General features: G+C 72.4%; 21 protein-coding genes. 2 read left to right on the plus strand and 19 right to left on the minus strand.

All coding sequences use genetic code 11. The features are described 5' to 3' along the window. Window positions 1-17 precede the first annotated feature (17 nt). Window positions 18-506 carry a SigE family RNA polymerase sigma factor gene (locus tag ISG29_RS15875; protein ID WP_328829476.1) on the plus strand — a complete coding sequence of 163 codons (489 nt, stop codon included), beginning with the start codon at window positions 18-20 and terminating at the stop codon, window positions 504-506. Further along, a complete protein-coding gene (locus ISG29_RS15880) occupies window positions 503-1,123 on the plus strand; it encodes a hypothetical protein (protein ID WP_194504422.1) in 621 nt (206 codons plus the stop codon). Before ISG29_RS15875 ends, ISG29_RS15880 begins: the two co-directional genes overlap by 4 nt. On the opposite strand, the gene ISG29_RS15885 is transcribed toward ISG29_RS15880, so the two are convergent. The 19 genes from ISG29_RS15885 to carA form a co-directional block, all read right to left on the minus strand. Next, window positions 1,107-1,583, minus strand: a complete 477-nt coding sequence (locus ISG29_RS15885; protein WP_194504423.1) for an SRPBCC family protein — start codon at window positions 1,581-1,583, stop codon at window positions 1,107-1,109. The genes ISG29_RS15880 and ISG29_RS15885 overlap by 17 nt on opposite strands. Next, window positions 1,580-2,923 carry an RsmB/NOP family class I SAM-dependent RNA methyltransferase gene (locus ISG29_RS15890; protein ID WP_328829479.1) on the minus strand — a complete coding sequence of 448 codons (1,344 nt, stop codon included), beginning with the start codon at window positions 2,921-2,923 and terminating at the stop codon, window positions 1,580-1,582. Before ISG29_RS15890 ends, ISG29_RS15885 begins: the two co-directional genes overlap by 4 nt. Before the next feature lie 2 nt (window positions 2,924-2,925). After that, window positions 2,926-3,342, minus strand: coding sequence for an MmcQ/YjbR family DNA-binding protein (locus tag ISG29_RS15895; protein WP_328829481.1), 417 nt, complete (start codon window positions 3,340-3,342; stop codon window positions 2,926-2,928). Window positions 3,343-3,354: 12 nt separating this feature from the next. Further along, the gene (gene fmt / locus ISG29_RS15900) at window positions 3,355-4,284 is read right to left on the minus strand and encodes a methionyl-tRNA formyltransferase (protein ID WP_194504425.1); all 930 of its coding nucleotides are present in this window, start codon (window positions 4,282-4,284) and stop codon (window positions 3,355-3,357) included. Further along, window positions 4,284-4,829, minus strand: coding sequence for a peptide deformylase (gene def / locus ISG29_RS15905; protein ID WP_194504426.1), 546 nt, complete (start codon window positions 4,827-4,829; stop codon window positions 4,284-4,286). The genes fmt and def overlap by 1 nt, the downstream gene beginning before the upstream one ends. Before the next feature lie 180 nt (window positions 4,830-5,009). After that, window positions 5,010-7,058, minus strand: a complete 2,049-nt coding sequence (locus tag ISG29_RS15910) for a primosomal protein N' (protein ID WP_194504427.1) — start codon at window positions 7,056-7,058, stop codon at window positions 5,010-5,012. Window positions 7,059-7,103: 45 nt separating this feature from the next. Beyond that, window positions 7,104-8,309 carry a methionine adenosyltransferase gene (gene metK, locus ISG29_RS15915; protein ID WP_194504428.1) on the minus strand — a complete coding sequence of 402 codons (1,206 nt, stop codon included), beginning with the start codon at window positions 8,307-8,309 and terminating at the stop codon, window positions 7,104-7,106. Between the two features lie 5 nt (window positions 8,310-8,314). Continuing rightward, the gene (coaBC, locus tag ISG29_RS15920; protein WP_328829485.1) at window positions 8,315-9,532 is read right to left on the minus strand and encodes a bifunctional phosphopantothenoylcysteine decarboxylase/phosphopantothenate--cysteine ligase CoaBC; all 1,218 of its coding nucleotides are present in this window, start codon (window positions 9,530-9,532) and stop codon (window positions 8,315-8,317) included. A gap of 3 nt (window positions 9,533-9,535) precedes the next feature. After that, window positions 9,536-9,871: a DNA-directed RNA polymerase subunit omega gene (gene rpoZ, locus ISG29_RS15925; protein WP_194504429.1), complete on the minus strand. Its 336-nt coding sequence runs from the start codon at window positions 9,869-9,871 to the stop codon at window positions 9,536-9,538. Window positions 9,872-9,883: 12 nt separating this feature from the next. Next, a complete protein-coding gene (gmk, locus tag ISG29_RS15930) occupies window positions 9,884-10,447 on the minus strand; it encodes a guanylate kinase (RefSeq protein WP_194504430.1) in 564 nt (187 codons plus the stop codon). Then, complete coding sequence (gene mihF / locus ISG29_RS15935; RefSeq protein WP_194504431.1) at window positions 10,444-10,767, minus strand: integration host factor, actinobacterial type; 324 nt, start codon at window positions 10,765-10,767, stop codon at window positions 10,444-10,446. The genes gmk and mihF overlap by 4 nt, the downstream gene beginning before the upstream one ends. A 109-nt stretch (window positions 10,768-10,876) precedes the next feature. Next, a complete protein-coding gene (locus ISG29_RS15940; RefSeq protein WP_194504432.1) occupies window positions 10,877-11,323 on the minus strand; it encodes a hypothetical protein in 447 nt (148 codons plus the stop codon). Beyond that, window positions 11,320-12,156 (minus strand): orotidine-5'-phosphate decarboxylase, encoded by an 837-nt coding sequence (gene pyrF, locus ISG29_RS15945; protein ID WP_194504433.1) that lies wholly within the window; start codon window positions 12,154-12,156, stop codon window positions 11,320-11,322. The genes ISG29_RS15940 and pyrF overlap by 4 nt, the downstream gene beginning before the upstream one ends. Beyond that, a complete protein-coding gene (locus ISG29_RS15950) occupies window positions 12,153-13,049 on the minus strand; it encodes a beta/alpha barrel domain-containing protein (protein ID WP_194504434.1) in 897 nt (298 codons plus the stop codon). The genes pyrF and ISG29_RS15950 overlap by 4 nt, the downstream gene beginning before the upstream one ends. Then, the gene (locus ISG29_RS15955; RefSeq protein WP_194504435.1) at window positions 13,046-13,867 is read right to left on the minus strand and encodes an iron-sulfur cluster-binding protein; all 822 of its coding nucleotides are present in this window, start codon (window positions 13,865-13,867) and stop codon (window positions 13,046-13,048) included. Before ISG29_RS15955 ends, ISG29_RS15950 begins: the two co-directional genes overlap by 4 nt. Next, window positions 13,864-15,021: an alpha-hydroxy-acid oxidizing protein gene (locus ISG29_RS15960; RefSeq protein WP_194504436.1), complete on the minus strand. Its 1,158-nt coding sequence runs from the start codon at window positions 15,019-15,021 to the stop codon at window positions 13,864-13,866. The genes ISG29_RS15955 and ISG29_RS15960 overlap by 4 nt, the downstream gene beginning before the upstream one ends. Further along, complete coding sequence (locus tag ISG29_RS15965) at window positions 15,018-16,133, minus strand: quinone-dependent dihydroorotate dehydrogenase (protein WP_194504437.1); 1,116 nt, start codon at window positions 16,131-16,133, stop codon at window positions 15,018-15,020. Before ISG29_RS15965 ends, ISG29_RS15960 begins: the two co-directional genes overlap by 4 nt. After that, window positions 16,130-19,528 carry a carbamoyl-phosphate synthase large subunit gene (gene carB / locus ISG29_RS15970; RefSeq protein ID WP_194504438.1) on the minus strand — a complete coding sequence of 1,133 codons (3,399 nt, stop codon included), beginning with the start codon at window positions 19,526-19,528 and terminating at the stop codon, window positions 16,130-16,132. The genes ISG29_RS15965 and carB overlap by 4 nt, the downstream gene beginning before the upstream one ends. Beyond that, window positions 19,528-20,679 (minus strand): glutamine-hydrolyzing carbamoyl-phosphate synthase small subunit, encoded by a 1,152-nt coding sequence (carA, locus tag ISG29_RS15975; RefSeq protein ID WP_194504439.1) that lies wholly within the window; start codon window positions 20,677-20,679, stop codon window positions 19,528-19,530. Before carA ends, carB begins: the two co-directional genes overlap by 1 nt. Between the last annotated feature and the right edge of the window lie 82 nt (window positions 20,680-20,761).

Below are 20,761 nucleotides of genomic sequence, written 5' to 3' on the forward strand. Positions count from 1 at the left end.
GGCGGCGTCCTCTGGATGTGACTGAAGAATTCGAGACGTTCGTCCGCGAGACGGCGCCCCGACTGCACCGCACCGCGTGGCTGCTGTGCGGCGACCACCACGCTGCCGAGGATCTCGTGCAGTCGGCCTACGCCCAGGCCTTCGCCCGGTGGCGCCGGGTCTCCCGAGCCGATGACCCGGTGGCCTACACCAGAGCGATCCTCGTCAACGCCTTCCGCTCGGTCCACCGGCTGAAGCGCTCGGGCGAGATCCCGACCGACGTCACCACCGAACGGGAGGCTCGGCCTCTCGACCCGGACCTACGCCTCGACCTCACCGCCGCGCTGGCCGCACTGCCACCGATCGACCGGTCCGTCGTCGTCCTGCGCTACTGGGATGACCTCAGCATCGCCGACACCGCCCGCCTCCTCGATCTGTCCGAGAGTGCCGTGCGCACCCGTGCTCACCGCACGCTCCAGCGCCTGCGCCCTCTCGTCGATCCGTCCTATGAAAGGGCCACCCCATGAACCAGAAGAGCGATCACCCCACCGACAGCAGACTCCGCACCGCGCTGCACGATCGCGCCCTGGCCGAGCCGGTCGACGTCGATCGCCTCGTCGCCGGCTCGCTCACGTGCGGGCGACGACTGCGCGCGCGACGGCGCGCCACCCTGGGCGGGTCGGCGCTGGCGATCGCGGCCGTGGCAGCCGGCGTCGTGTGGCTGGTGCCGCACGAGGGCTCCGCCGAGGCCGGCTTCGCCGCCTCGCCCACCGCCGGCACCAGTGACTCGCCCACGGCGTCGTCGAGTCCGACCGCGACGCCCACCCTCCGCTCGCTCCAGGAGGTCAAGGACTCCCTCGACGCCGCGGACTACTCGCTGGCGATCGACCCGCCCGCCGGCTGGTCGTGCACCGAGCCTGCCGACGACAAGTTCACCTGCACCCAGGAGTCCACCGGCCACGCGGTGGCGGTCACCATCCGGGGCATCGCACAGCACGACGACTACGACGGCGGGGATCCCGACAAGACGTCCTACCTGGTCACCGACGGGCACGACGGTCACTTCGCGACCCTGAACCCCTACGCGGGCGCCACCGGCGAGGACGTGCAGACCATCGCCGAGTCCTTCACCTGGAGCTCGTGAGCACCTGGGCGATCCGCGCCAACGTCTGAGGGATGCCCGCGTGCGCGGCTCGGGTGCGGTCCTCGATCTGCGCCTCGGCGTCGTCGCCGAACCGCTGACCGAACACCTCGCGCCCCACCTCGAGGAACTCCCAGGTGTGCGTGAGCGTCGTGCCCTCACCGGCGGCGGCCGTCGAGAACGTCCAGCGGGTCACCCCGCCGGCCACCTCCCAGGCGAACTCGTGCGGCCGGTCTGCCCTCACGACGGTGGAGGTCGTCGTCCACTCCCGTTCGGGAGTCGCGTTGTGACCGGTGAACTCGGCGCCCACCTCGCCGGCCCGCGCCGCGTCGACCCACTCGCACGCCCGGCACTGCACGCTCCACTCGCCGCTGCGGGTGACGTCGGAGACGAGGTCGTAGACCTCCTCGGGCGCTGCGTCGAGATCGATGCTGGCGGCGTGGGAGCGGAAGGGTGCGTTCATGCGCTCGACGGTACGTCTCGTCGGAAGAGCGCCAGGAACATCGCGTCGGTGCCGTGGCGATGGGGCCACAGCTGCACGGTGCCGGGCACCGGTCCCGCCGAGGCGGCGATGCCGAGGTCGAGCGGCACCAGGGTGGCGTCGTCGCGTCGCCTCACCGTGCGGCTCACGACGCGCTCGGTCTCGGCCAGCACCGGCGAGCAGGTCGCGTAGAGCACCAGCCCACCCGGGCGCACGACGTCGAGCGCCGCGGCCAGCAGTCGCTCCTGGAGCCGAGAGAGCGCCTTGAGGTCGCCGCGCTCGCGCCGCCACCGCGCCTCCGGGCGCCGTCGCAGCGCACCCAGCCCCGTGCAGGGCGCGTCGACCAGCACCCGGTCCACGCCACCGCCCACGAGTGGTGGCCGGGTGCCGTCGGCCGTGAGCACGACGTGGTCGCCGGGTACGGCTGCGAGGTTGCGACGTACCAGCCGGGCTCGGTGGTGCTGGCGCTCGGTCGCGATCAATCGGGCGCCGCGCCCAGCCGCGAGCGAGGCGAGCAGGGCGCTCTTGCCCCCGGGTCCGGCGCAGACGTCGAGCCAGGTGCCGTCGCGACCCTCGAGGGCCGCCTCGGCGAGGGCGAGCGCGACCAGCTGGGAGCCCTCGTCCTGCACGCCGGCACGGCCCTCGGCCACCGCTGGCACCGTACCGGGGTCACCACCCTCCAGCGCGACACCGTAACGCGAGAACGGCGTCGGCTCGCCCGGCAGCTCGGTGCGTTCGGCCAGGCCGGGGCGGGCCACGAGCGTGACCCGTGGCGGGGCGTTGTCGGCCGCGAGCAGCGCCTCCACCTCCTCAGCGCCACCGGCCGCGGCCAGGGCGCGCCGCAGCTCGGCCACGACCCACACCGGGTGGCTGTGCACGACCGCGTCGTGACGGTCCGACGCCTGCGCTCGCGGCGGGGCGACCTGCCGTAGCCACGCCTCGCGGTCACGCTCGGAGACCCGGCGCAGCACGGCGTTGACGAAACCCCCCGTGCCGCGGCCGCCCGCGAGGTCGACCGTGGTGCTGATCGCGGCATGCGGGGGCACCCGCATGGCCAGCAGTTGGTGCGTGCCGAGCCGCAGCAGGTCGAGGACGGCCGGCTCGACCCGCTCCAACGGTCGGTCACTGCATGCCGCGAGCACGGCATCGTAGGTACCGCGACGCCGGATCGTGCCGGAGACCAGCTCGGTGACCAGGCCGGCGTCTCGTCCGGTGAGCCCGTGCCGGCGCAGCACCACCGGCAGCACGAGATTGGCGTAGGCGTCGGCCTCGCGCACTGCGGTGAGCACCTCGACCGCGGCCTCCCGCGCCGGATCGACCACGCTCAGACGTCCTGACGCACGGTGCGCACGAGCGTCTTGGGCGCCTTGGCGCAGTAGGCGTCCGTGATGAGCTCGCTGAGCTCGGCCAGGCTCAGCTCGCCCAGCCGCGACTGCTGCACCAGCACCTGCTTGGCTCGGTGGTTCGTGAAGTGCTCGATGGTGAAGAACGGGGTGGAGGGATCGCCCGTCAGCGCCTCGACGTCCTCCAGGCTCGCGACACTGATGACCAGCAGGTCGTCGTAGGGCTGGCCGGTGGCCGGGTCGGTCGCCGAGGGGTGGGGGTGTCGGAACAACACGAACCCCCTGCCACGCACCAGGTAGGTCGGTACGTCGCCCCACGAGGTGCCGAGAGTGACCTCGGGTAGGCCGAGGCAGATCTCGTCGACATCGGCGGACGTGGCGGGCCTGGACTCACGCACAGCCACCCGGGTTCACTCCCCCAGGCGGGTGCCGGAGGTCAGCCGGGCACCGCGCGCCCAGTCGGCCGCGGCCATCTGCCTCTTGCCGAACGCCTTGACCTCGCCGAGCTGCACGGCGGTGCTGCCGGTGCCCACGAGCACGCTGTTCTTGCGCACCTCGAGCTCGCCGGGTGCCAGGTCGGTGCCTTCGTCCAACGGGGTGACCGCACCGATCTTGATGCGCTCGCCCTCGAACAGCGACCACGCGCCGGGGAACGGGGTACAGGCCCGGACGCGCCGGTCCACACCGATGGCCGGCTCGGCCCAGTCGATCCGGGCGTCGTCGACGAGGATCTTCGGTGCCATCGAGACCCCCTCGGCCTGCTGCTCGCGAGCGACGACCTCGCCGTCCTCGAGGCCGTCGAGGGTGGCGACGAGCAGCCCGGCGCCGCCCTCGGCGAGCCGCGCGAGCAGGTCGCCGGCGGTGTCGGTGGGCCGGATCCGCTCGGTCATGACGCCGAACGTAGGGCCGGCGTCCATCGCCTTGACGATGCGGAACGTGGTGGCACCGGTGACCTCGTCACCGGCCCAGATGGAGTGCTGCACCGGGGCCGCTCCGCGCCAGGCAGGCAGGCACGAGAAGTGCAGGTTGACCCACCCGTGCGGCGGGATGTCGAGCGCCGACTGAGGCAGCAGCGCGCCGTAGGCGACCACCGGGCAGCAGTCGGGCGCCAGCTCGCGCAGCGCGGCCTGGAACTCCGGCTCGCGCGGGTGGTCGGGCTTGAGCACCGGGACGCCGAGCTCCTCGGCGCGCTGCCCCACGGGACTGGCGGAGAGCTTGCGACCTCGGCCCGCAGGAGCGTCAGGACGCGTGACGACGCCGACCAGCTCGTGGCGGGAGTCGGCGATGGCCTCCAGGGCGGGCAGGGCGACCTCGGGGGTGCCGGCGAACACGACGCGCATCAGATACCGAGACCTCTCATGGGGTGGGGCGAGACCTTGACCGTGGGCGGCGACGCGGCGAACCACTCGGCCTCCCGGATCTCCTTCATGGCCAGCTTGCGAGTCTCGGCATCGAGCCGGTCGACGAAGAGGACGCCGTCGAGGTGGTCGGTCTCGTGCTGGATGGCGCGAGCGAGGTAGTCGGTGCCGTGGATGGTCACCGGCTCACCGTGCATGTCGAAGCCGTTCGCGACGACCGACAGGGCGCGCAGGCACTCGAAGGTCATGTCGGGGATCGAGAGGCAACCCTCGAGCCCGTCCTGCTGCTCCTTCGAGAGCTCCAGGGTCGGGTTGACCAGGTGCCCCACCTCGCCCTCGACGTTGTAGGTGAACACCCGCAGGCCCACGCCGATCTGCGGTGCGGCCAAGCCGGCGCCGGGGGCGTCGAGCATGGTGTCGGTCAAGTCGGCGACGAGCGTGCGCAGCTCCTTGTCGAAGTGGGTCACCTCGACGGCGGGCTTGCGCAGGATCGGGTCGCCGAAGAGGCGGATCGGCTGCACGGGCATGCGCCGGAGTCTAGGTGTCGCCCCCCGCGGGAGGGTTGCAGGTTGGTCTGGTTGCGGTAGGAGGTGCCCTGGCCTACCAGTCTGATGCGCAGGTCCCGGGGCACGTCGGAGACCGCCTCGGTCGACGTGACCCATCGTGGATGAACCGTCAGGAATTGCACATCCGACGGGCTCCGCCCTTCACAGGCTCATCGGGTCGACCTGGACGCGCACGGGGTCGAGCTTGCGCGCCGAGCGCACCCTCTGGAGCTCACCCAGGGCCGCCGAGAGCGCCGGCCCGTCACGCCTCGGCACCCGCACCACCAGGCGCGAGCGCTCCGCGTCCCGCTCGTCGGGCACGGGGCCGAGCAGCTCGGCGTCCTCGGGCGCCGCGAGCAGGGTGAGCGCGTCGTCGACGGCTCCCGGCAGCCCGGTGATCGTCGCCATCCGCGACGCCGGTGGCAGGTGGGCCGAGGCCCTGTTCTCGGCCTCACGGGCCGCGAACCCCGCGACGTCCCACCGCACGAGCGCCTGGAGCGTGGGGTGGCCCGGATCACCCACGAGGAGTGCCCGGCCGCCGGGGCGCACCAGCCCGATCGCGTTCGCCCACCGGCGCAGCGCCTCCTCCTCGCCTCGTAACTCGGGGCGACCCAGGCCGAGCCAGGTGTCGAGGACGACGACCGCGGCGTAGCCCGCCTCGGCCACCGGCTCGGCTCCGGGCGTCGCGACCACGACCACGGGCTTGTCGGGCACGCTGGCGAGCACGTCGTCGCGAGCGGAGGTGCGCACGCTGACGCCCGGCAGCGAGCGACCCAGTTCCTCGGCCGTGCGGGCCTGGCCCAGTACCGGGGCGCGTAGGCCGCGATGCCCGCACTCGGCGCACGCCCAGCCCGGCGCCTCGGTTCCGCACCACGCGCACGACGCAGCACGGGTCGGTGTGCCGAGTCGCAGCGGTCCGGTGCATGCGGGGCAGCGGGCGGGCGTGCGGCAGCGTTCGCACGCCAGTGCCGCGAGGTAGCCCTGCCGCGGGTTCTGCACCAGCACCGGGCCCTGCTGCACGGCGTGCCGCAGCAGGTCGTGCACTTCGCGCGGGATGCGCGCACCCCGACCGCTCACGTCGCGCGCCAGATCGTGGTCGCTGGCTCCGGTGACGCGCACCGTGACCGCGGCGCGCAGTGGCTGGCGGGCCACCGCGATCTCGTGCGCCCACCCGGTGTGCACCAGGTGCTGGGCCTCGACGGTGCGGGCGAACCCGGCGACCATCGCTGCGCACCCCACCTGCTCGGCCCGTAGGAGCAGTGTCTCGCGGGTGTGCGGGTACGGCGCCCGCGGCTCGGCGTGCAGGTCGTCGCCGTCGTCCCAGATCATCACCAGCGAGAGGTCGCGCACCGGGGCCAGTGCGGCCGCCCGGGTTCCGACGGCGATGCGCCGCTGGCCCCGCAGCAGGCGCAGGAAGGAGCGATAGCGAGCGGCCGGTCCGAGGTCGGCGGTGAGCACGGCGTGCTGGGGAGCCTCGGGCGACGCCTCGTCGAGGGCGGCGGCGACGCGAGCGACGTCCTTGCCGTCGGGCAGGCACAGCACCACCCCGCCGGGCGCGGCGAGTGCGGCGTCGGCCAGCAGGCGTGGCCAGTCGGCCCCCGGGCTCGCGTTCCACACCGCACGCGGCGCCTCTCCCGAGCCGAGCCGGGCCAGCCAGGCGGCCGCGTGCGGATAGTGGGCCCACTCCGGATGGCTGGGCGCGCGGACCACCGCAGCGGTCGTCGGCTCGTCCTCGGCCTTCTCGGTGGTCGCGTGGCGGGGCGGCACCGCCAGTCGCAGCACGTCGTGCCGGGTGCCGGCGTACCGCCCGGCCACGAGGGCGGCGAGGTCGGCGACCTCGCCGGTGAGCACCTGCTCGGCGCCGACGACGCGTCGCAATGGCTGGAGCCTGCCGGTGTGGTCGGACGTCGCCGCTCGCTCGAGCAGGTATCCGTCGGCCTCCTTGCCCGCGAAGCGGACCTTGACCCGCACCCCCGGTCGAGCCGCCTCGGACATCGACGCCGGCACCGCGAAGTCGAAGGGCCGGTCGAGGTGGGCCAGCCCGGTGTCGACGAGCACCCGGGCGACCGGGTCGACATCGGTGATCGCGGCCCCGGCCGCCTTGCGCTCACGGGTGGCGCGGGCCTTGGCCTGGGCCTGCTTGACCCCCGCCCGCACCATCCCGGGCAACAGCTCGGGCTGCTCGGGGGGCTGCGGTGGCGGGGTGGTCATGCAGGGGTGTCTACCAGCGCCCACCGACGCCGGGCCTGGATCGGGTCAGAGGCCCGCGGCGGTGCGCAGGGCCTCCGCGCGGTCGGTGCGCTCCCAGGTGAACTCGGGCTCCTCACGACCGAAGTGACCATACGCGGCCGTCTTCGCATAGATCGGACGCAGCAGATCGAGGTCGCGGATGATCGCAGCCGGACGCAGATCGAAGACCTCCAACACCGCAGCCTGGATCGCCTCATCGGCCACCGTGCCGGTACCGAAGGTCTCGATGAACACACCCACCGGGTGCGCCTTGCCGATCGCGTACGCCACCTGCGCCTCGCACCGCTTGGCCAACCCCGCAGCCACCACGTTCTTGGCCACCCACCGCATCGCATACGCAGCCGAACGGTCGACCTTCGAGGGATCCTTGCCCGAGAACGCACCACCACCATGACGCGCCATCCCGCCATAGGTGTCGACGATGATCTTGCGACCCGTCAACCCCGCATCACCCATCGGACCACCCACCACGAACGTGCCCGTGGGATTGATCAACATCCGATACCCCTGCGAAGGGATGTCGAAGGACTCCAACACCGGGTCGATCACGTGCTTGACGATGTCGGGATGCAGCTGGGTCTCCAGATCGATGCCGTCCTCGTGCTGCGTCGAGAGCACCACCGTGTCGACCCGCACCGCGTTACCCGCATCGTCGTACTCGATCGTGACCTGCGTCTTACCGTCCGGGCGCAGATAGGCCAGCGTGCCGTCATGACGCACCTCGGCCAACCGCTGCGAGAGCCGCTGAGCCATCACGATCGGCAACGGCATCATCACCTCGGTCTCATCCGAGGCATACCCGAACATCAGACCCTGATCGCCCGCACCCTGCTTGTCGAGCTCATCGACCGAGGCACCCACCCGCGACTCGTGCCCGTCATCGACACCCGCCGCGATGTCGGCCGACTGCCCACCGATCGCGACCTGCACCCCGCACGAGAGACCGTCGAAACCCTTCTCGCTCGAGTCGTAGCCGATCTCCACGATCTTCTTGCGCACCAGCTCGGCCACCGGCGCATAGGCATTCGTACGCACCTCACCGGCCACCACCACCAGACCCGTGGTCAGCAACGTCTCGACCGCCACCCGCAGGTTCGCCTTGTCGGGATCGTGCTCCATCAGATAATCCAGCACGGTGTCACTGATCTGATCAGCGATCTTGTCAGGATGGCCCTCGGTCACGGACTCCGAGGTGAACAAACGTCCAGTCATGGCCCTCAGCCTAGGTCAGAGATGAAACGTGTTCCGACGGCGTCCCAGATGGCGTGCGCCAGCACGCCCTTGGAGGCTCGGGGCACCTCGGTGGCGTGGCCGTCGGCGTCGAGGAGCACGGCCTCGTTCTCGTCGCTGCCGAACACCGCTCCCCCGCTCACGTCGTTGACGACGAGCAGGTCGCAGCCCTTGCGGGCCAGCTTGGCCCGTGCGAGGGACAGCACGTCACCCGTGGCGTCGCCGGTCTCGGCGGCGAAGCCGACGATGACCTGCCCCTCGGTGCGTCGCTCCCGGGCGAGTTCGCGGAGGATGTCGGGGTTCTGGGTCAGCTCGAGGCTCGGGGCGGAGCCGTCGTCGGCCTTCTTGATCTTCGACTCGCTCACCGACGTCGGTCGGTAGTCGGCCGGGGCCGCCGCCATGACGACCGCGTCGGCATCGACGGACGCCGCGAGCACGGCCTCGCGCAGCTGAGCCGTCGTCTCGACCCGTATGACCTCGACCCCGACGGGGTCGGCGAGGGTCGCGTTGGCGGCGACGAGCACGACCTCGGCGCCGCGCGCGGCGGCCGCGCTGGCCAGGGCGAACCCCTGCAGGCCCGAGGAGCGGTTGCCGAGGAATCGCACGGGGTCGAGGTACTCGCGGGTTCCGCCCGCGGAGACGACGACGCGTCGTCCGACGAGATCCCGGACGCCCGACCGGGCCAGCACGGCCGTGCAGACCTCGAAGATCTGGGCCGGTTCGGGCAGTCGGCCGCGACCGGTGTCGGCGCCGGTCAATCGACCCGAGGCGGGGTCGAGGACGACGACGCCGCGCTCGCGCAGGAGGGCGACGTTGGCGACCGTGGCAGGGTGCTCCCACATCTCGGTGTGCATCGCGGGGGCGAACACGACCGGGCAGCGGGCCGTGAGCAGGGTGTTGGTGAGCAGATCGTCGGCCAGGCCGTGCGCCGCCTTGGCGAGCAGGTCGGCCGTGGCGGGCGCGACGACCACGAGATCGGCCTCCTGGCCCAGGCGCACGTGCGGCACCTCGTGCACGGCGTCCCACACCTCGGCGCTCACCGGTTTGCCCGAGAGCGCCGACCAGGTCGGCGCTCCCACGAACTCCAACGCCGCGGCGGTGGGTACCGGCGTCACGTCGTGGCCGCTCTCGGTGAGGCGACGCAGCAGCTCGCACGCCTTGTAGGCGGCGATTCCTCCACTGACCCCGAGCACCACACGGGGCACGGGTCAGCCCTCGGTGCGGGCCTCGGTCGCGGCTGCGGCGGCCTCGGCAGCCGCGGCCTCCTCGGCGGCGAGCTCGGCCGGGTCGACGTCCTCGCAGGTGAGGAGATCCTCGTTGATCTCGCGGAGCGCGATCGAGAGGGGCTTCTCCTGCACGTGGGTCTCGACGAGCGGGCCGACGTACTCGAGCAGGCCCTCGCCCAACTGGGAGTAGTAGGCGTTGATCTGCCGGGCGCGCTTGGCGCTGTAGAGGACCAGGCGGTACTTGCTGTCGGCCTTGACGAGCAGGTCGTCGATCGAGGGGTTGGTGACGCCCTCGGCGGCGATCATCGGTGCAGACACGTGGTGGGGTCCTCAGTCTCGAGAGTGGTTGAACCTCAGCAAGGCTACCAACTCCTCCGCCGCGGCACGAACTTCGGAGTTCACGATCGTGACGTCGAACTCCGACTCCGCGGCGAGCTCCTCGCGCGCCGTGGCGAGCCGACGCTCCCGCTCGGCCTCCCCCTCGGTGCCGCGGCCGACGAGCCGGCGCACCAGCTCGTCCCACGAGGGCGGCTTGAGGAAGCAGAAGAGGGCGTCGGGCATCGACGCGCGCACCTGCCGGGCGCCTTGCAGGTCGATCTCGAGCAGGGCGGGTGTGCCGGCCGCCAGCGCCTCCTCGACGGGGCCGCGTGGCGTGCCGTAGCGGTGGGTGCCGTGCACGACCGCCCACTCGAGCATCTCGCCGGCCGCCACCATCGCGTCGAACCGCTCGGGGGTGACGAAGTGGTAGTGCACACCGTCGATCTCCCCGGGCCGTGGGGCGCGCGTCGTCGCCGACACGGAGATCCACACGTCGGGGCTGCTGCGCCGCACCTCGGCGGCCACCGTGCCCTTGCCGACGGCTGTGGGTCCGGCCAGCACCACCAGCCTGTTCACGCCTGCGGGCCGCCGAACTCCTTCTCGAGCGCGGCGACCTGCTTGGTGCCCAGGCCCCGCACCCGGCGGCTCTCGGCGATGCCGAGGCGTTCCATGAGCTGACGCGCACGCACCTTGCCCAGGCCCGGCATGGCCTGGAGCAGGTCGACGACGCGCATCTTGCCGATGACCTCGTTGCGCTGACCCTCGTGGATCACGTCGACCAGCGAAGCGCCGGAGTTCTTCAGACGGTTCTTGACCTCGGCTCGCTCACGACGCGAGGCGGCTGCCTTCTCCAGGGCGGCCTGCCGCTGTTCGGGGCTGAGTGGTGGTAGTGCCACGTACGCATCCTTTTGACGAGCTCATCGGGGGTGGGAGCACTTCATGGTGGGAGAGGGGCCCAATCTAGTCAGAACTCTCACCGACCGGCAACGCGCCCGCCCGCCCGGGCTACCGATACAGCGGCGTGTGGCACACGTCGCGCACCTGGGTCTGGATCTGCTCGAACGCGGTCACGGTGTCGGCACTCACCAACTGCTTGGCGGCCGCGTCGATGGCGGTCTTGTCGGCGGCGCTCAGGTCGGACGGCGGCTTGTCGCGGTCGTAGCTCGTCGGGTCGACGCCCGCGTCGTCCAGGGCCTTTCGGAGTGCGAGCAGCCGGCCCGTGACCTGCTGCCACTGGCCCTGGATGTCGTCGGGCGCCTGGTCGCGCAGGTCGACCATGTCCGGCAGCACGGTCAACAGCGCGGTCGGCCCACCCTGCGCGACGGCCTCGCTGAAGTCGTCCTGGTGGTCCTCGACGGTGTGGCAGTAGTCGGCCTGCGGGTCCGAGGAGCAGCCGTGCACCCCCATGAGCGCCACCAAGCCGGCGCCGGCGAGCAGGGCGCGGCCCCTCACCCGAGCTCCGCGAGATCGTCGTTGGCGCGTCGGACGGCCTCGCGCATGGCCGCGGCGTCGGGGCCGAGCCGCAGCACCTCGCGCGAGGAGCTGGCGAGCACGTGCGGTGCGACGCTGCCGAAGATCCGCTTGACGTCGGCCGCCGTGCCGCCCTGGGCCCCGAATCCCGGTGCCAGCACGGGCCCGTTGAAGGCCAGGTGCTCGACGCTCTCGGCGATGGTGGCACCGATGACGGCACCGACGGAGCCCAGCGGATCGGCCCCGTCGTTGAGCGCTCGGAGACGACCCAGCACGAGATCGGCCACGCGCTCCCCGCGACTCCCGCCCTCGATGGTCCGCGCGTGCTGCACCTCCGGGCCCTCCTGGTTCGAGGTGAGCGCGAGCACGAACACCCCCGCACCGTGCTTGCGCGCGGTGTCGATCATCGGGTCGAGGGAGCCGAAGCCGAGGTAGGGGCTGGCGGTGATCGCGTCGCTGAAGAGCGGAGAGGCGGGATCGAGGTAGGCATCGGCGTAGGCCTGGGACGTCGAGCCGATGTCGCCGCGCTTGACGTCGAGCAGCACCAGCGCGCCGGCGGCCCGTGACTCGGCGATGACCCGTTCGAGCACCGCGACGCCCCGGCTGCCGAACCGCTCGTAGAAGGCCGACTGCGGCTTGACCACCGAGCACAGCGGCGCGACCGCCTCGACCACGCCCAGCGCGAACCGTTCCAGCCCCGCGACGTCGTCGCCGAGGCCCCACTCGCGCAGCAGGGCGGCGTGCGGGTCGATGCCGACGCAGAACCGGCCGCGCTGCTCCATGGCGTCGTGCACGCGGGTGCCGAAGGGGGTCATCGCTCTTCTCCTCCAAGGTGATCGGCAGGGGTGCCGCCAGCGGTGTCGGCAGGGATGTCGGTGAGCTCTGCCGCGAGCCGGGCCGCCGTCGTGGGGTCGTGGAACAGGGCGGAGCCGACCGCCACGGCGACCGCTCCGGCGTCGAGGAAGGCGCGGACGTCGCCACCAGTGTGCACGCCACCGCACCCGACCACGTCGACCTCGGTGTCCGCCTCGCGCAGGGCGAGGGCCACCTCACGCACGCAGCGCAGCGCCAGCGGCGCGATGGCCGGGCCGCTGAGACCCGCGGGCCGCCCGTCCGGCAGGGCGGCCGGGAGGGCTCCACCCACCACGACGGCACCGGCGCCCGCCTCGGCCACGATGCGGGCGGACTCGACGACGCGCACCGGGTCGGCGCGCAGTTTGGCCAGCACCGGCACTCCGCGCGGCAACTCGCGGGCCACCGCCGCCACGGCGCCGCCGAGGTGCTGCGGCTCGCGCAGCTCCAGCACGCCGTTGCTGACGGGGTCGGGGGTGGCCAGGTTGATCTCGACGGCGGCTACGCCCGGCGTCCGGCCCAGGCGGCGGGCCAGCTCGGCGAGCTCGCCCAGGCTGCGCCCGACCACCGACACCACCACCTTCGCACCGGACTGCACCAGCCAGGGCAGCTCGGTGGCCAAGAACCCGTCGATGCCCGGATTGGGCAAGCCGGTGGCGTGCACGAGGCCGGACGGCGACTCGGCGAGGCGGGGACCGGCCGCGCCGGGCCGGGGGTCGAGGGTGATCGAGCGGGTCGTGAACGTCCCGTAGGCGCTCAGCGGACCGAACGCCGCGAGCTCGGGGCCGGTGCCGCCGCACCCGGAGGCCACGAGCACGGGCGAGGCCAGCGTGAGACCGGCGAGCGAGGTTCTCACAGGTCGGCCCACCGCACCCGGTCGCCCCGCAGGACCGGCCCGTCGAGACACGCCCGCACCTCGCGCGGTGCGCCGTGCTCCCCCACCACCGGAAGCGCGCAGCCCTGGCACAGCCCGGTGCAGCACGCCCAGGGTTGGTCCGAGGGCTCCTCGACCGCGACCTGGCTCCAGGCTCCGTGGTCTTCGGCGGCCTGGGCGACGGCGGCCAGGGTGGCGGCCCGGCCCGCGGCGTAGACGACCGCGGCGTCGCTGCGACGCAGTGCCTCGGCCACGACGTCCGGGATCCTCCCGCGCGCCCCGACCGACCCGTCGTGCGTGACGACGGTGATGGCACGTGCGGTCCGGCGGGCCTCGAGCGCGGAGAGCAGGTGCGCCTCGTCGTCGGCGCCCAGCACCAGGCTGACGGGGCAGTCGCGCTCACGCAGCCGCTCCGCGAGCGGGAACAGCGGGGCCGCGGAGACACCCTCACCGACGAGTAGCACCGGCACGGGCTCCTTCGGCAGCGCGAACGGCCGGCCGAGCGGGCCGGTCATCTCGACCCGGTCGCCGCGCTGGCGGGAGGCCAGCCAGCGCGAACCCTCGCCTCGCGGCTCGACGACGAGCTGCACCGTGGCGGCGTAGCCGCCGAGGGGTCGCACCTGGTGGATCCAGAACGGACGCCGGGCGAGCCGGGCCCGTTCACCGGCCGGGCCGACGCTGACGGCCGCGAAGCTGCCGGGCCGGAACCGCTCGCCCACCCCGGGCGCCACGAGCGTGAGGTGCTGGTAGGCGCCGATGCGCTTGCTGGCCAGCACCTCGGCCCGGACGTGGGCCTTCACCCGCGCCGTCGCACCGCGTCGGGGGTCAGGTCTGCACGGGTGGGGTAGCCGTCGACGCCCATGATGAGATCGGCCTCGGCCAGCAGAGAGCGTACGACGTGCACGCCGCCCGGCACGCCGCCGCGGGCCAGCCCGTAGACGTAGGGCCGCCCGATGGCCACGGCCGTGGCGCCGAGGGCGAGCGCGGTGACCACGTGGGCGCCGGTGCGCACCCCGGAGTCGAAGACCACCGGCGCGCGGCCGTCGACCGCGGCCACGACGTCCGGCAGCCAGTGCAGGGCGCCGCCGCCGCCGTTGGCCTGGCGGCCACCGTGGTTGGAGCAGTAGATGCCGTCGGCACCGCTGTCGAGGGCGCGCCGCGCGTCGTCGGGGTGGCAGATTCCCTTGAGCACCAGCGGCAGGTCGGTCAGCTGGCGCAGCCAGGTGAGGTCGTCCCACGTGAGCGGGTTGCCGAAGGTGCCGACCCAGGTCATCACGGTGGCGCCGGGGTCGGGGTCCGGCCCGGTCATCTCGGCGAACCGCGGGTCGGAGGTGTAGTTGGCCAGCGCCTTGCCGCGCAGCTGCGGGAAGTTGCCGCTGGCCAGGTCGCGCGGGCGCCAACCCGGCACCCAGGTGTCGAGGGTCACCACGATCGCCTCGTAGCCGGCGGCCTCGGCGCGAGAGACCAGGCTGGCCGCGAGATCTCGGTCCCTGGGCGTGTAGAGCTGGAACCACGCAGGGGTGTCACCGCACGCCGGGCGCACCTCCTCGAGCGGGTCGCTCATGAGCGTCGAGCCGATGAACGGGACACCGGTGGCGGCCGCCACCTCGGCGCCGTGCACGTCACCGTGCTGGTCGGGTGTGACGAGGCCGAGCACACCGACCGGGGCCAGCATCAGCGGCGTGGGCAGCGTGCGGCCGAACAGCTCGATCGAGAGGTCGCGCTCGGCGTGGGCGTTGAGCATGCGCGGCACGAGGGCGTAGTCGTCGAAGGCCGAGACGTTGGCGCGTTGGGTGGTCTCGTCGCCCGCGCCGCCGGCGATGTAGGTGCGCAGCTCCGGCGGCAGCGTGGCCAGGGCCTGGGACTCCAGGTCGGGGTAGCTGAACGGGTGCTCGGGCAGGACGCCGCTCAGCGCGCCGAGGTACAGCTCGATCTGGTAGTCCCCGTAGCTCATGCGTGTCCTGCCTCTCCACGATCTCGGGGCTCCTCCAGCGCCCGGACGATCCGGCGCGGCCAGCCCGGACCTCCGTAGACGAAGCCCGAGTAGCCCTGCACCAACGTAGCGCCAGCGGCGACTCGCTCCCGGGCGTCCGCGCCGGTGTCGATGCCGCCGACGCCGACGAGCGTCATCTCCTCACCGACCCGGCTGCGCAGCCGGCGCAGCACCGCAGTCGACCTCGCCGTCAGCGGGGCACCCGAGAGCCCGCCCGCGCCCAGCGCCTCGACCTCGGCGGCCGGGGTGACCAGACCACTGCGCCCGATGGTGGTGTTCGTGGCGATGATGCCGTCGAGCACGGCGTCTCGGCGCCCCGCGACGGCGAGATCGGCGACGGCGTCGAGGTCGTCGTCGGCGAGGTCCGGGGCGATCTTCACCAGCAGCGGCACCCGCCGCTGCGGCGAGGCCCGGTCGGCCACCGCGCGCACGTGGGCGAGCAACGGCTCGAGGCGCTCGACGGCCTGGAGGTTGCGCAGCCCCGGCGTGTTCGGCGAGGAGACGTTGACGACGAGGTAGTCGGCGTACGGCGCGAGCAGGCTCGCGCTGGTCTCGTAGTCGGCCTCGACGGCGGCCTGGTCGTCGTCGGGCACCACCTTCGACTTGCCGATGTTGACGCCGAGCACGGTGCGCGGAGTGCCGATCCGCTGCTCCGACCCGCGCTGCCGACGGGTGTAGACGGCCAGTCGGTGCGCGACCGCCTCGGCCCCGCTGTTGTTGAAGCCCATCCGATTGAGCACGGCCCGGTCGGCGGGCAGCCGGAACAGTCGGGGCCTCGGGTTGCCCGGCTGCGGCCGGCCGGTCACCGTGCCGATCTCGACGTGGCCGAAGCCGAGCGCGGCGAGCGCGGCGATGCCCTCGGCGTCCTTGTCGAAGCCGGCCGCCAAGCCGAGCCGGTTGGCGAAGCTGAGACCCATCGCCTCGACCGGTGCCGTGGTGACCCGCGACAGCCGCGAGGTCAGCGGCGCACCGGCCCGGATGCCGGCGAAGCCGAGCCGGTGCGCGCGCTCGGCGTCGACGCGGGTCGCGAGATGCCGGAACGCCCACTCATAGGCCCGGTCGTAGGCGGTCACGCCCGCCGGGCCCAGTCCTGCAGGCTGCGGACGCCGATCTCGCCCCGCCTGGCCGCCTCGATGCCCTGCACCGCCGCACCCAGACCCTGCACGGTGGTGATGCACACGACGTTGGCCATGACCGCCGCCGTGCGGATCTCGTAGCCGTCGAGGCGGGCGTTGCTCTTGCCCGCGCCATAGGGCGTGTTCACGATGAGCTGGATCTCGCCGTCCCTGATGAGGTCGACGGTGGTCTTCTCGCCGTCCGGGCCCGGGCCCTCGAAGTGCTTGCGCACCACCTGGCACGGCACGCCGTTGCGGCGCAGCACCTCGGCGGTGCCTTGCGTGGCGAGGATCTCGAAGCCCATGTCGGCGAGCACCTTGACCGGGAAGATCATGGAGCGCTTGTCGCGGTTGGCCATCGAGACGAACACGCGCCCCGACGTCGGGAGCGGACCGAAGGCGGCGGCCTGGCTCTTCGAGAACGCGGTGCCGAAGTCGCGGTCGAAGCCCATGACCTCGCCGGTGGACTTCATCTCGGGACCGAGCACGGTGTCGACCTGGGAGCCGTCGGCGGTGCGGAACCGGTTGAACGGCATCACGGCCTCCTTGACCGCGATCGGCTGGTCGGGCGGCAGCTCGCCGCCGTCGCGGTCGGCCGGCAGCAGGCCGGCGTCGCGCAGATCCTTGATCGACTCCCCCAGCATCACCCGCGCCGCGGCCTTGGCCAGCGGCGTGGCGGTCGCCTTCGAGACGAACGGCACGGTGCGCGAGGCGCGCGGGTTGGCCTCGAGCACGTAGAGGATGTCGGAGCCGAGCGCGAACTGGATGTTGAGCAGGCCGCGCACACCGACGCCACGCGCGATCGCCTCGGTCGCCTCGCGGATGCGAGCGATCTCCCGCTCACCGAGCGTGATCGGCGGCAGCGCGCACGAGGAGTCGCCGGAGTGGATGCCGGCCTCCTCGATGTGCTCCATGACTCCGCCGAGGAACAGCTCCTCGCCGTCGAAGAGGGCGTCGACGTCGATCTCGACGGCGTCGTCGAGGAACCGGTCGACCAGCACCGGCGCCTCGTGGCTGATCAGCCCCGCGGCGACGTACTTGTCGAGGTAGGCCTCGAGGGCCGCCTCGTCGTAGACGATCTCCATGCCGCGGCCGCCGAGTACGTAGCTGGGGCGCACGAGCACGGGGTAGCCGATCTCGGCGGCGATCCGCTCGGCCTCGACGAACGAGGTGGCGGTGCCGTGCTTGGGGGCCACGAGACCCGCCTCGGCGAGCACCCGCCCGAAGGCGCCGCGCTCCTCGGCGAGGTCGATGGCGTCCGGGCTGGTGCCGACGATCGGGACGCCGGCGCGGGCCAGGCCCTGGGCCAGGCCGAGCGGGGTCTGCCCACCGAGTTGGCAGATGACGCCGGCGACCGGCCCGGCCGCCTGCTCGGCGGCCACGACCTCGAGCACGTCCTCGAGCGTGAGCGGCTCGAAGTAGAGCCGGTCGGAGGTGTCGTAGTCGGTCGAGACCGTCTCGGGGTTGCAGTTGACCATGACGGTCTCGTAGCCCCCCACCTGAGCGCCGCCGGCGATCGCGCCGCCGTCCTTGTTCGCCGAGAGGGCCAGCGAGGCGTGCACGCAGGAGTAGTCGAACTCGATGCCCTGGCCGATGCGGTTGGGCCCGGAGCCGAGGATGATCACCGCCGGCCGCTCACGGGGTTCGACCTCGGTCTCCTCGTCGTAGCTGGAGTAGTGGTAGGGCGTGCGGGCCGCGAACTCGGCCGCACAGGTGTCGACGGTCTTGTAGACCGGCCGGATGCCCAGCGCGTGGCGCACGCCGCGCACGACGTCGGCGCTCATGCCGCGGATCTTGCCGATCTGCACGTCCGAGAACCCGTGCCGTTTGGCCTTGCGCAGCAGCGCCGGTGTGAGCTCGTCGGCGGCGGTCACCTCGACCGCGATCTCGTTGATGAGGGCCAGCTGGTCGACGAACCACGGGTCGATGCCGGTGGCGTCGAAGATCTCGGTCGGCGTCGCCCCGGCCCGGATGGCGTCCATGACCTTCTTGAGGCGACCGTCGTGCGGGCTGGCGATCTCGGCGAGGAGGGCCGCCTTGTCGAGGTCGACGAAGTCCTTCTCCCAGTCGAAGACGGCGCTCTTGTTCTCCAGCGAGCGCAGTGCCTTCTGCAGCGCCTCGGTGAAGTTGCGGCCGATCGCCATCGCCTCACCGACCGACTTCATGTGCGTGGTGAGCACCGGGTCGGCGCCGGGGAACTTCTCGAACGCGAACCGCGGCACCTTGACCACGACGTAGTCGAGGGTGGGCTCGAACGACGCCGGTGTCTCGCGGGTGATGTCGTTGCGCACCTCGTCGAGGGTGTAGCCGACGGCCACCTTGGCGGCGATCTTGGCGATCGGGAAGCCGGTGGCCTTCGAGGCCAGTGCGCTGGAGCGGGACACGCGCGGGTTCATCTCGATCACGACGATGCGGCCGTCGACGGGGTTGACCGCGAACTGGATGTTGCAGCCGCCGGTGTCGACGCCGACCTCGCGGATGACGCCGAGGGAGATGTTGCGCAGCCGCTGGTACTCGCGGTCGGTGAGCGTCATCGCGGGCGCGACGGTGATGGAGTCGCCGGTGTGCACGCCGAGGGGGTCGACGTTCTCGATGGAGCAGACGATCACGACGTTGTCGCACCGGTCGCGCATCACCTCCAGCTCGTACTCCTTCCAGCCGAGGATCGACTCCTCGAGGAGCACCTCGGTGGTGGGGCTGGCGGTGAGGCCCTGGCCGGCGATGCGACGCAGGTCGGCCTCGTCGTAGGCGAGTCCGGAGCCGGCACCGCCCATGGTGAACGAGGGCCTGACGACGACCGGGTAGCCGAGCGTCTCGGCGCCGTCGAGGCAGGCCTGGAGGCCGTGCGCGACCTTCTGCTCCTTCGTCGAGCCGGGCGCGAGCTCCTCGCCGTTGCAGATGACGCTGCGCGCGACCTCGGCGCCCCACTCGGGCGGTAGGGCCTCGACGATGCGCTTGAACTGCTCGCGGTTCTCGCCCTTCTCGATCGCCTCGACCGAGGCGCCGATCAGCTCGACGCCGTACTTCTCCAGGATGCCGGCGGCGTGCAGGTTCATGGCGGCGTTGAGAGCGGTCTGACCCCCGAGGGTGGCCAGCAGCGCGTCGGGGCGCTCCTGGGCGATGACCTTCTCGACGAACTCCGGGGTGATCGGCTCGACGTAGGTGGCGTCGGCGAACTCCGGGTCGGTCATGATCGTGGCCGGGTTGGAGTTCACGAGGACGACGCGATAGCCCTCATCGCGCAGCACCCGGCACGCCTGGGTGCCGGAGTAGTCGAACTCGCAGGCCTGGCCGATGACGATCGGGCCGGAGCCGATGACCATGACCGTGGAGATGTCGGTGCGCTTGGGCATCAGATCTCCCCTTCCAGCAGCGAGACGAAGCGGTCGAAGAGGTAGGCGGCATCGTGCGGGCCGGCCGCGGCCTCGGGGTGGTACTGCACGGAGAACGCCGTGAGCCTGCCGGCCGCGTCGCGCAGCTCGAGACCCTCGACGACGTCGTCGTTGAGGCACACGTGGCTCACGGCGGCGCTGCCGTACGGCGTCTCGGTGGCCCGGTCGAGCGGGGCGTCGACGGCGAAGCCGTGGTTGTGGGCGGTGACCTCGACCTTCTTGGTGGTGCGGTCCATCACCGGCTGGTTGATGCCACGGTGGCCGTAGGTCAGCTTGTAGGTGCCGAACCCGAGCGCGCGGCCGAAGAGCTGGTTGCCGAAGCAGATGCCGAAGTACGGGAGGCCGCGCTCGAGCGCCGACCGGAGCAGCTCGACCTGACCGGTGGTGGCGGCCGGGTCGCCCGGGCCGTTGGAGAAGAACAGACCGTCGGGCGAGACGGCGAGCACGTCGTCGATGCTCGCGGTGGCGGGCAGCACGTGCACCTCGATGCCGCGCTCGGCCATGCGGTGCGGCGTCATGGCCTTGATGCCGAGGTCGAGGGCGGCGACGGTGAACCGCTTCTCGCCGAGCGCGGGCACCACGTAGGCCTCGTCGACCGACACCTGGCTGGCCAGCTCTGCGCCGGCCATCTGCTCGGCGTCCTGCACCTTGGCGAGGAGAGCGGCCGGGTCGGTCTCGACGCTGGAGATCGCGCAGCGCATGGCGCCGCGCTCGCGCAGGTGGCGGGTGAGCGCGCGGGTGTCGATGCCGCAGATGCCGACGACCCCCTGGGCGCGCAGTTCCTCGTCGAGGGAGCGCTGCGAGCGCCAGTTGCTCGGCACCCGGGCGGGGTCGCGCACCACGTACCCGGACACCCAGATGCGGCGCGACTCGGGATCCTCGTCGTTGATGCCGGTGTTGCCGATGTGCGGGGCCGTCATGACCACCACCTGACGGTGGTAGGACGGGTCGGTCAGGGTCTCCTGGTAGCCGGTCATGCCGGTGTTGAAGACGGCTTCGCCGAAGGTCTCACCCTCGGCTCCGTAGGACTCACCGTGGAACGTGCGACCGTCCTCGAGCACGAGGATCGCGGGCCGGCACGTCGGTGTCGTTGCGGGGGCATGCGAGGGCACGCCGTACCTCCTTCTCCGCCTCACGGGACGGATCGTTAAAGGATGTCGAGCGACTCACCGGAGCCTAGCAGCGCGCGGCCCC

This window comes from Nocardioides acrostichi (assembly GCF_015319165.1).
Lineage (GTDB): Bacteria > Actinomycetota > Actinomycetes > Propionibacteriales > Nocardioidaceae > Nocardioides > Nocardioides acrostichi.

What these genes read in the sequence shown, in the direction of transcription:
- ISG29_RS15880 (WP_194504422.1), top strand. Translation starts at nt 503, where the DNA reads ATGAACCAGAAGAGCGATCACCCCACCGACAGCAGACTCCGCACCGCG.
- ISG29_RS15885 (WP_194504423.1), bottom strand. Translation starts at nt 1,583, where the DNA reads ATGAACGCACCCTTCCGCTCCCACGCCGCCAGCATCGATCTCGACGCA.
- fmt (WP_194504425.1), bottom strand. Translation starts at nt 4,284, where the DNA reads ATGCGCGTCGTGTTCGCCGGCACCCCCGAGGTCGCCCTGCCCGCCCTG.
- def (WP_194504426.1), bottom strand. Translation starts at nt 4,829, where the DNA reads ATGCCCGTGCAGCCGATCCGCCTCTTCGGCGACCCGATCCTGCGCAAG.
- ISG29_RS15910 (WP_194504427.1), bottom strand. Translation starts at nt 7,058, where the DNA reads ATGACCACCCCGCCACCGCAGCCCCCCGAGCAGCCCGAGCTGTTGCCC.
- metK (WP_194504428.1), bottom strand. Translation starts at nt 8,309, where the DNA reads ATGACTGGACGTTTGTTCACCTCGGAGTCCGTGACCGAGGGCCATCCT.
- pyrF (WP_194504433.1), bottom strand. Translation starts at nt 12,156, where the DNA reads ATGACCCCCTTCGGCACCCGCGTGCACGACGCCATGGAGCAGCGCGGC.
- ISG29_RS15960 (WP_194504436.1), bottom strand. Translation starts at nt 15,021, where the DNA reads ATGAGCTACGGGGACTACCAGATCGAGCTGTACCTCGGCGCGCTGAGC.
- carB (WP_194504438.1), bottom strand. Translation starts at nt 19,528, where the DNA reads ATGCCCAAGCGCACCGACATCTCCACGGTCATGGTCATCGGCTCCGGC.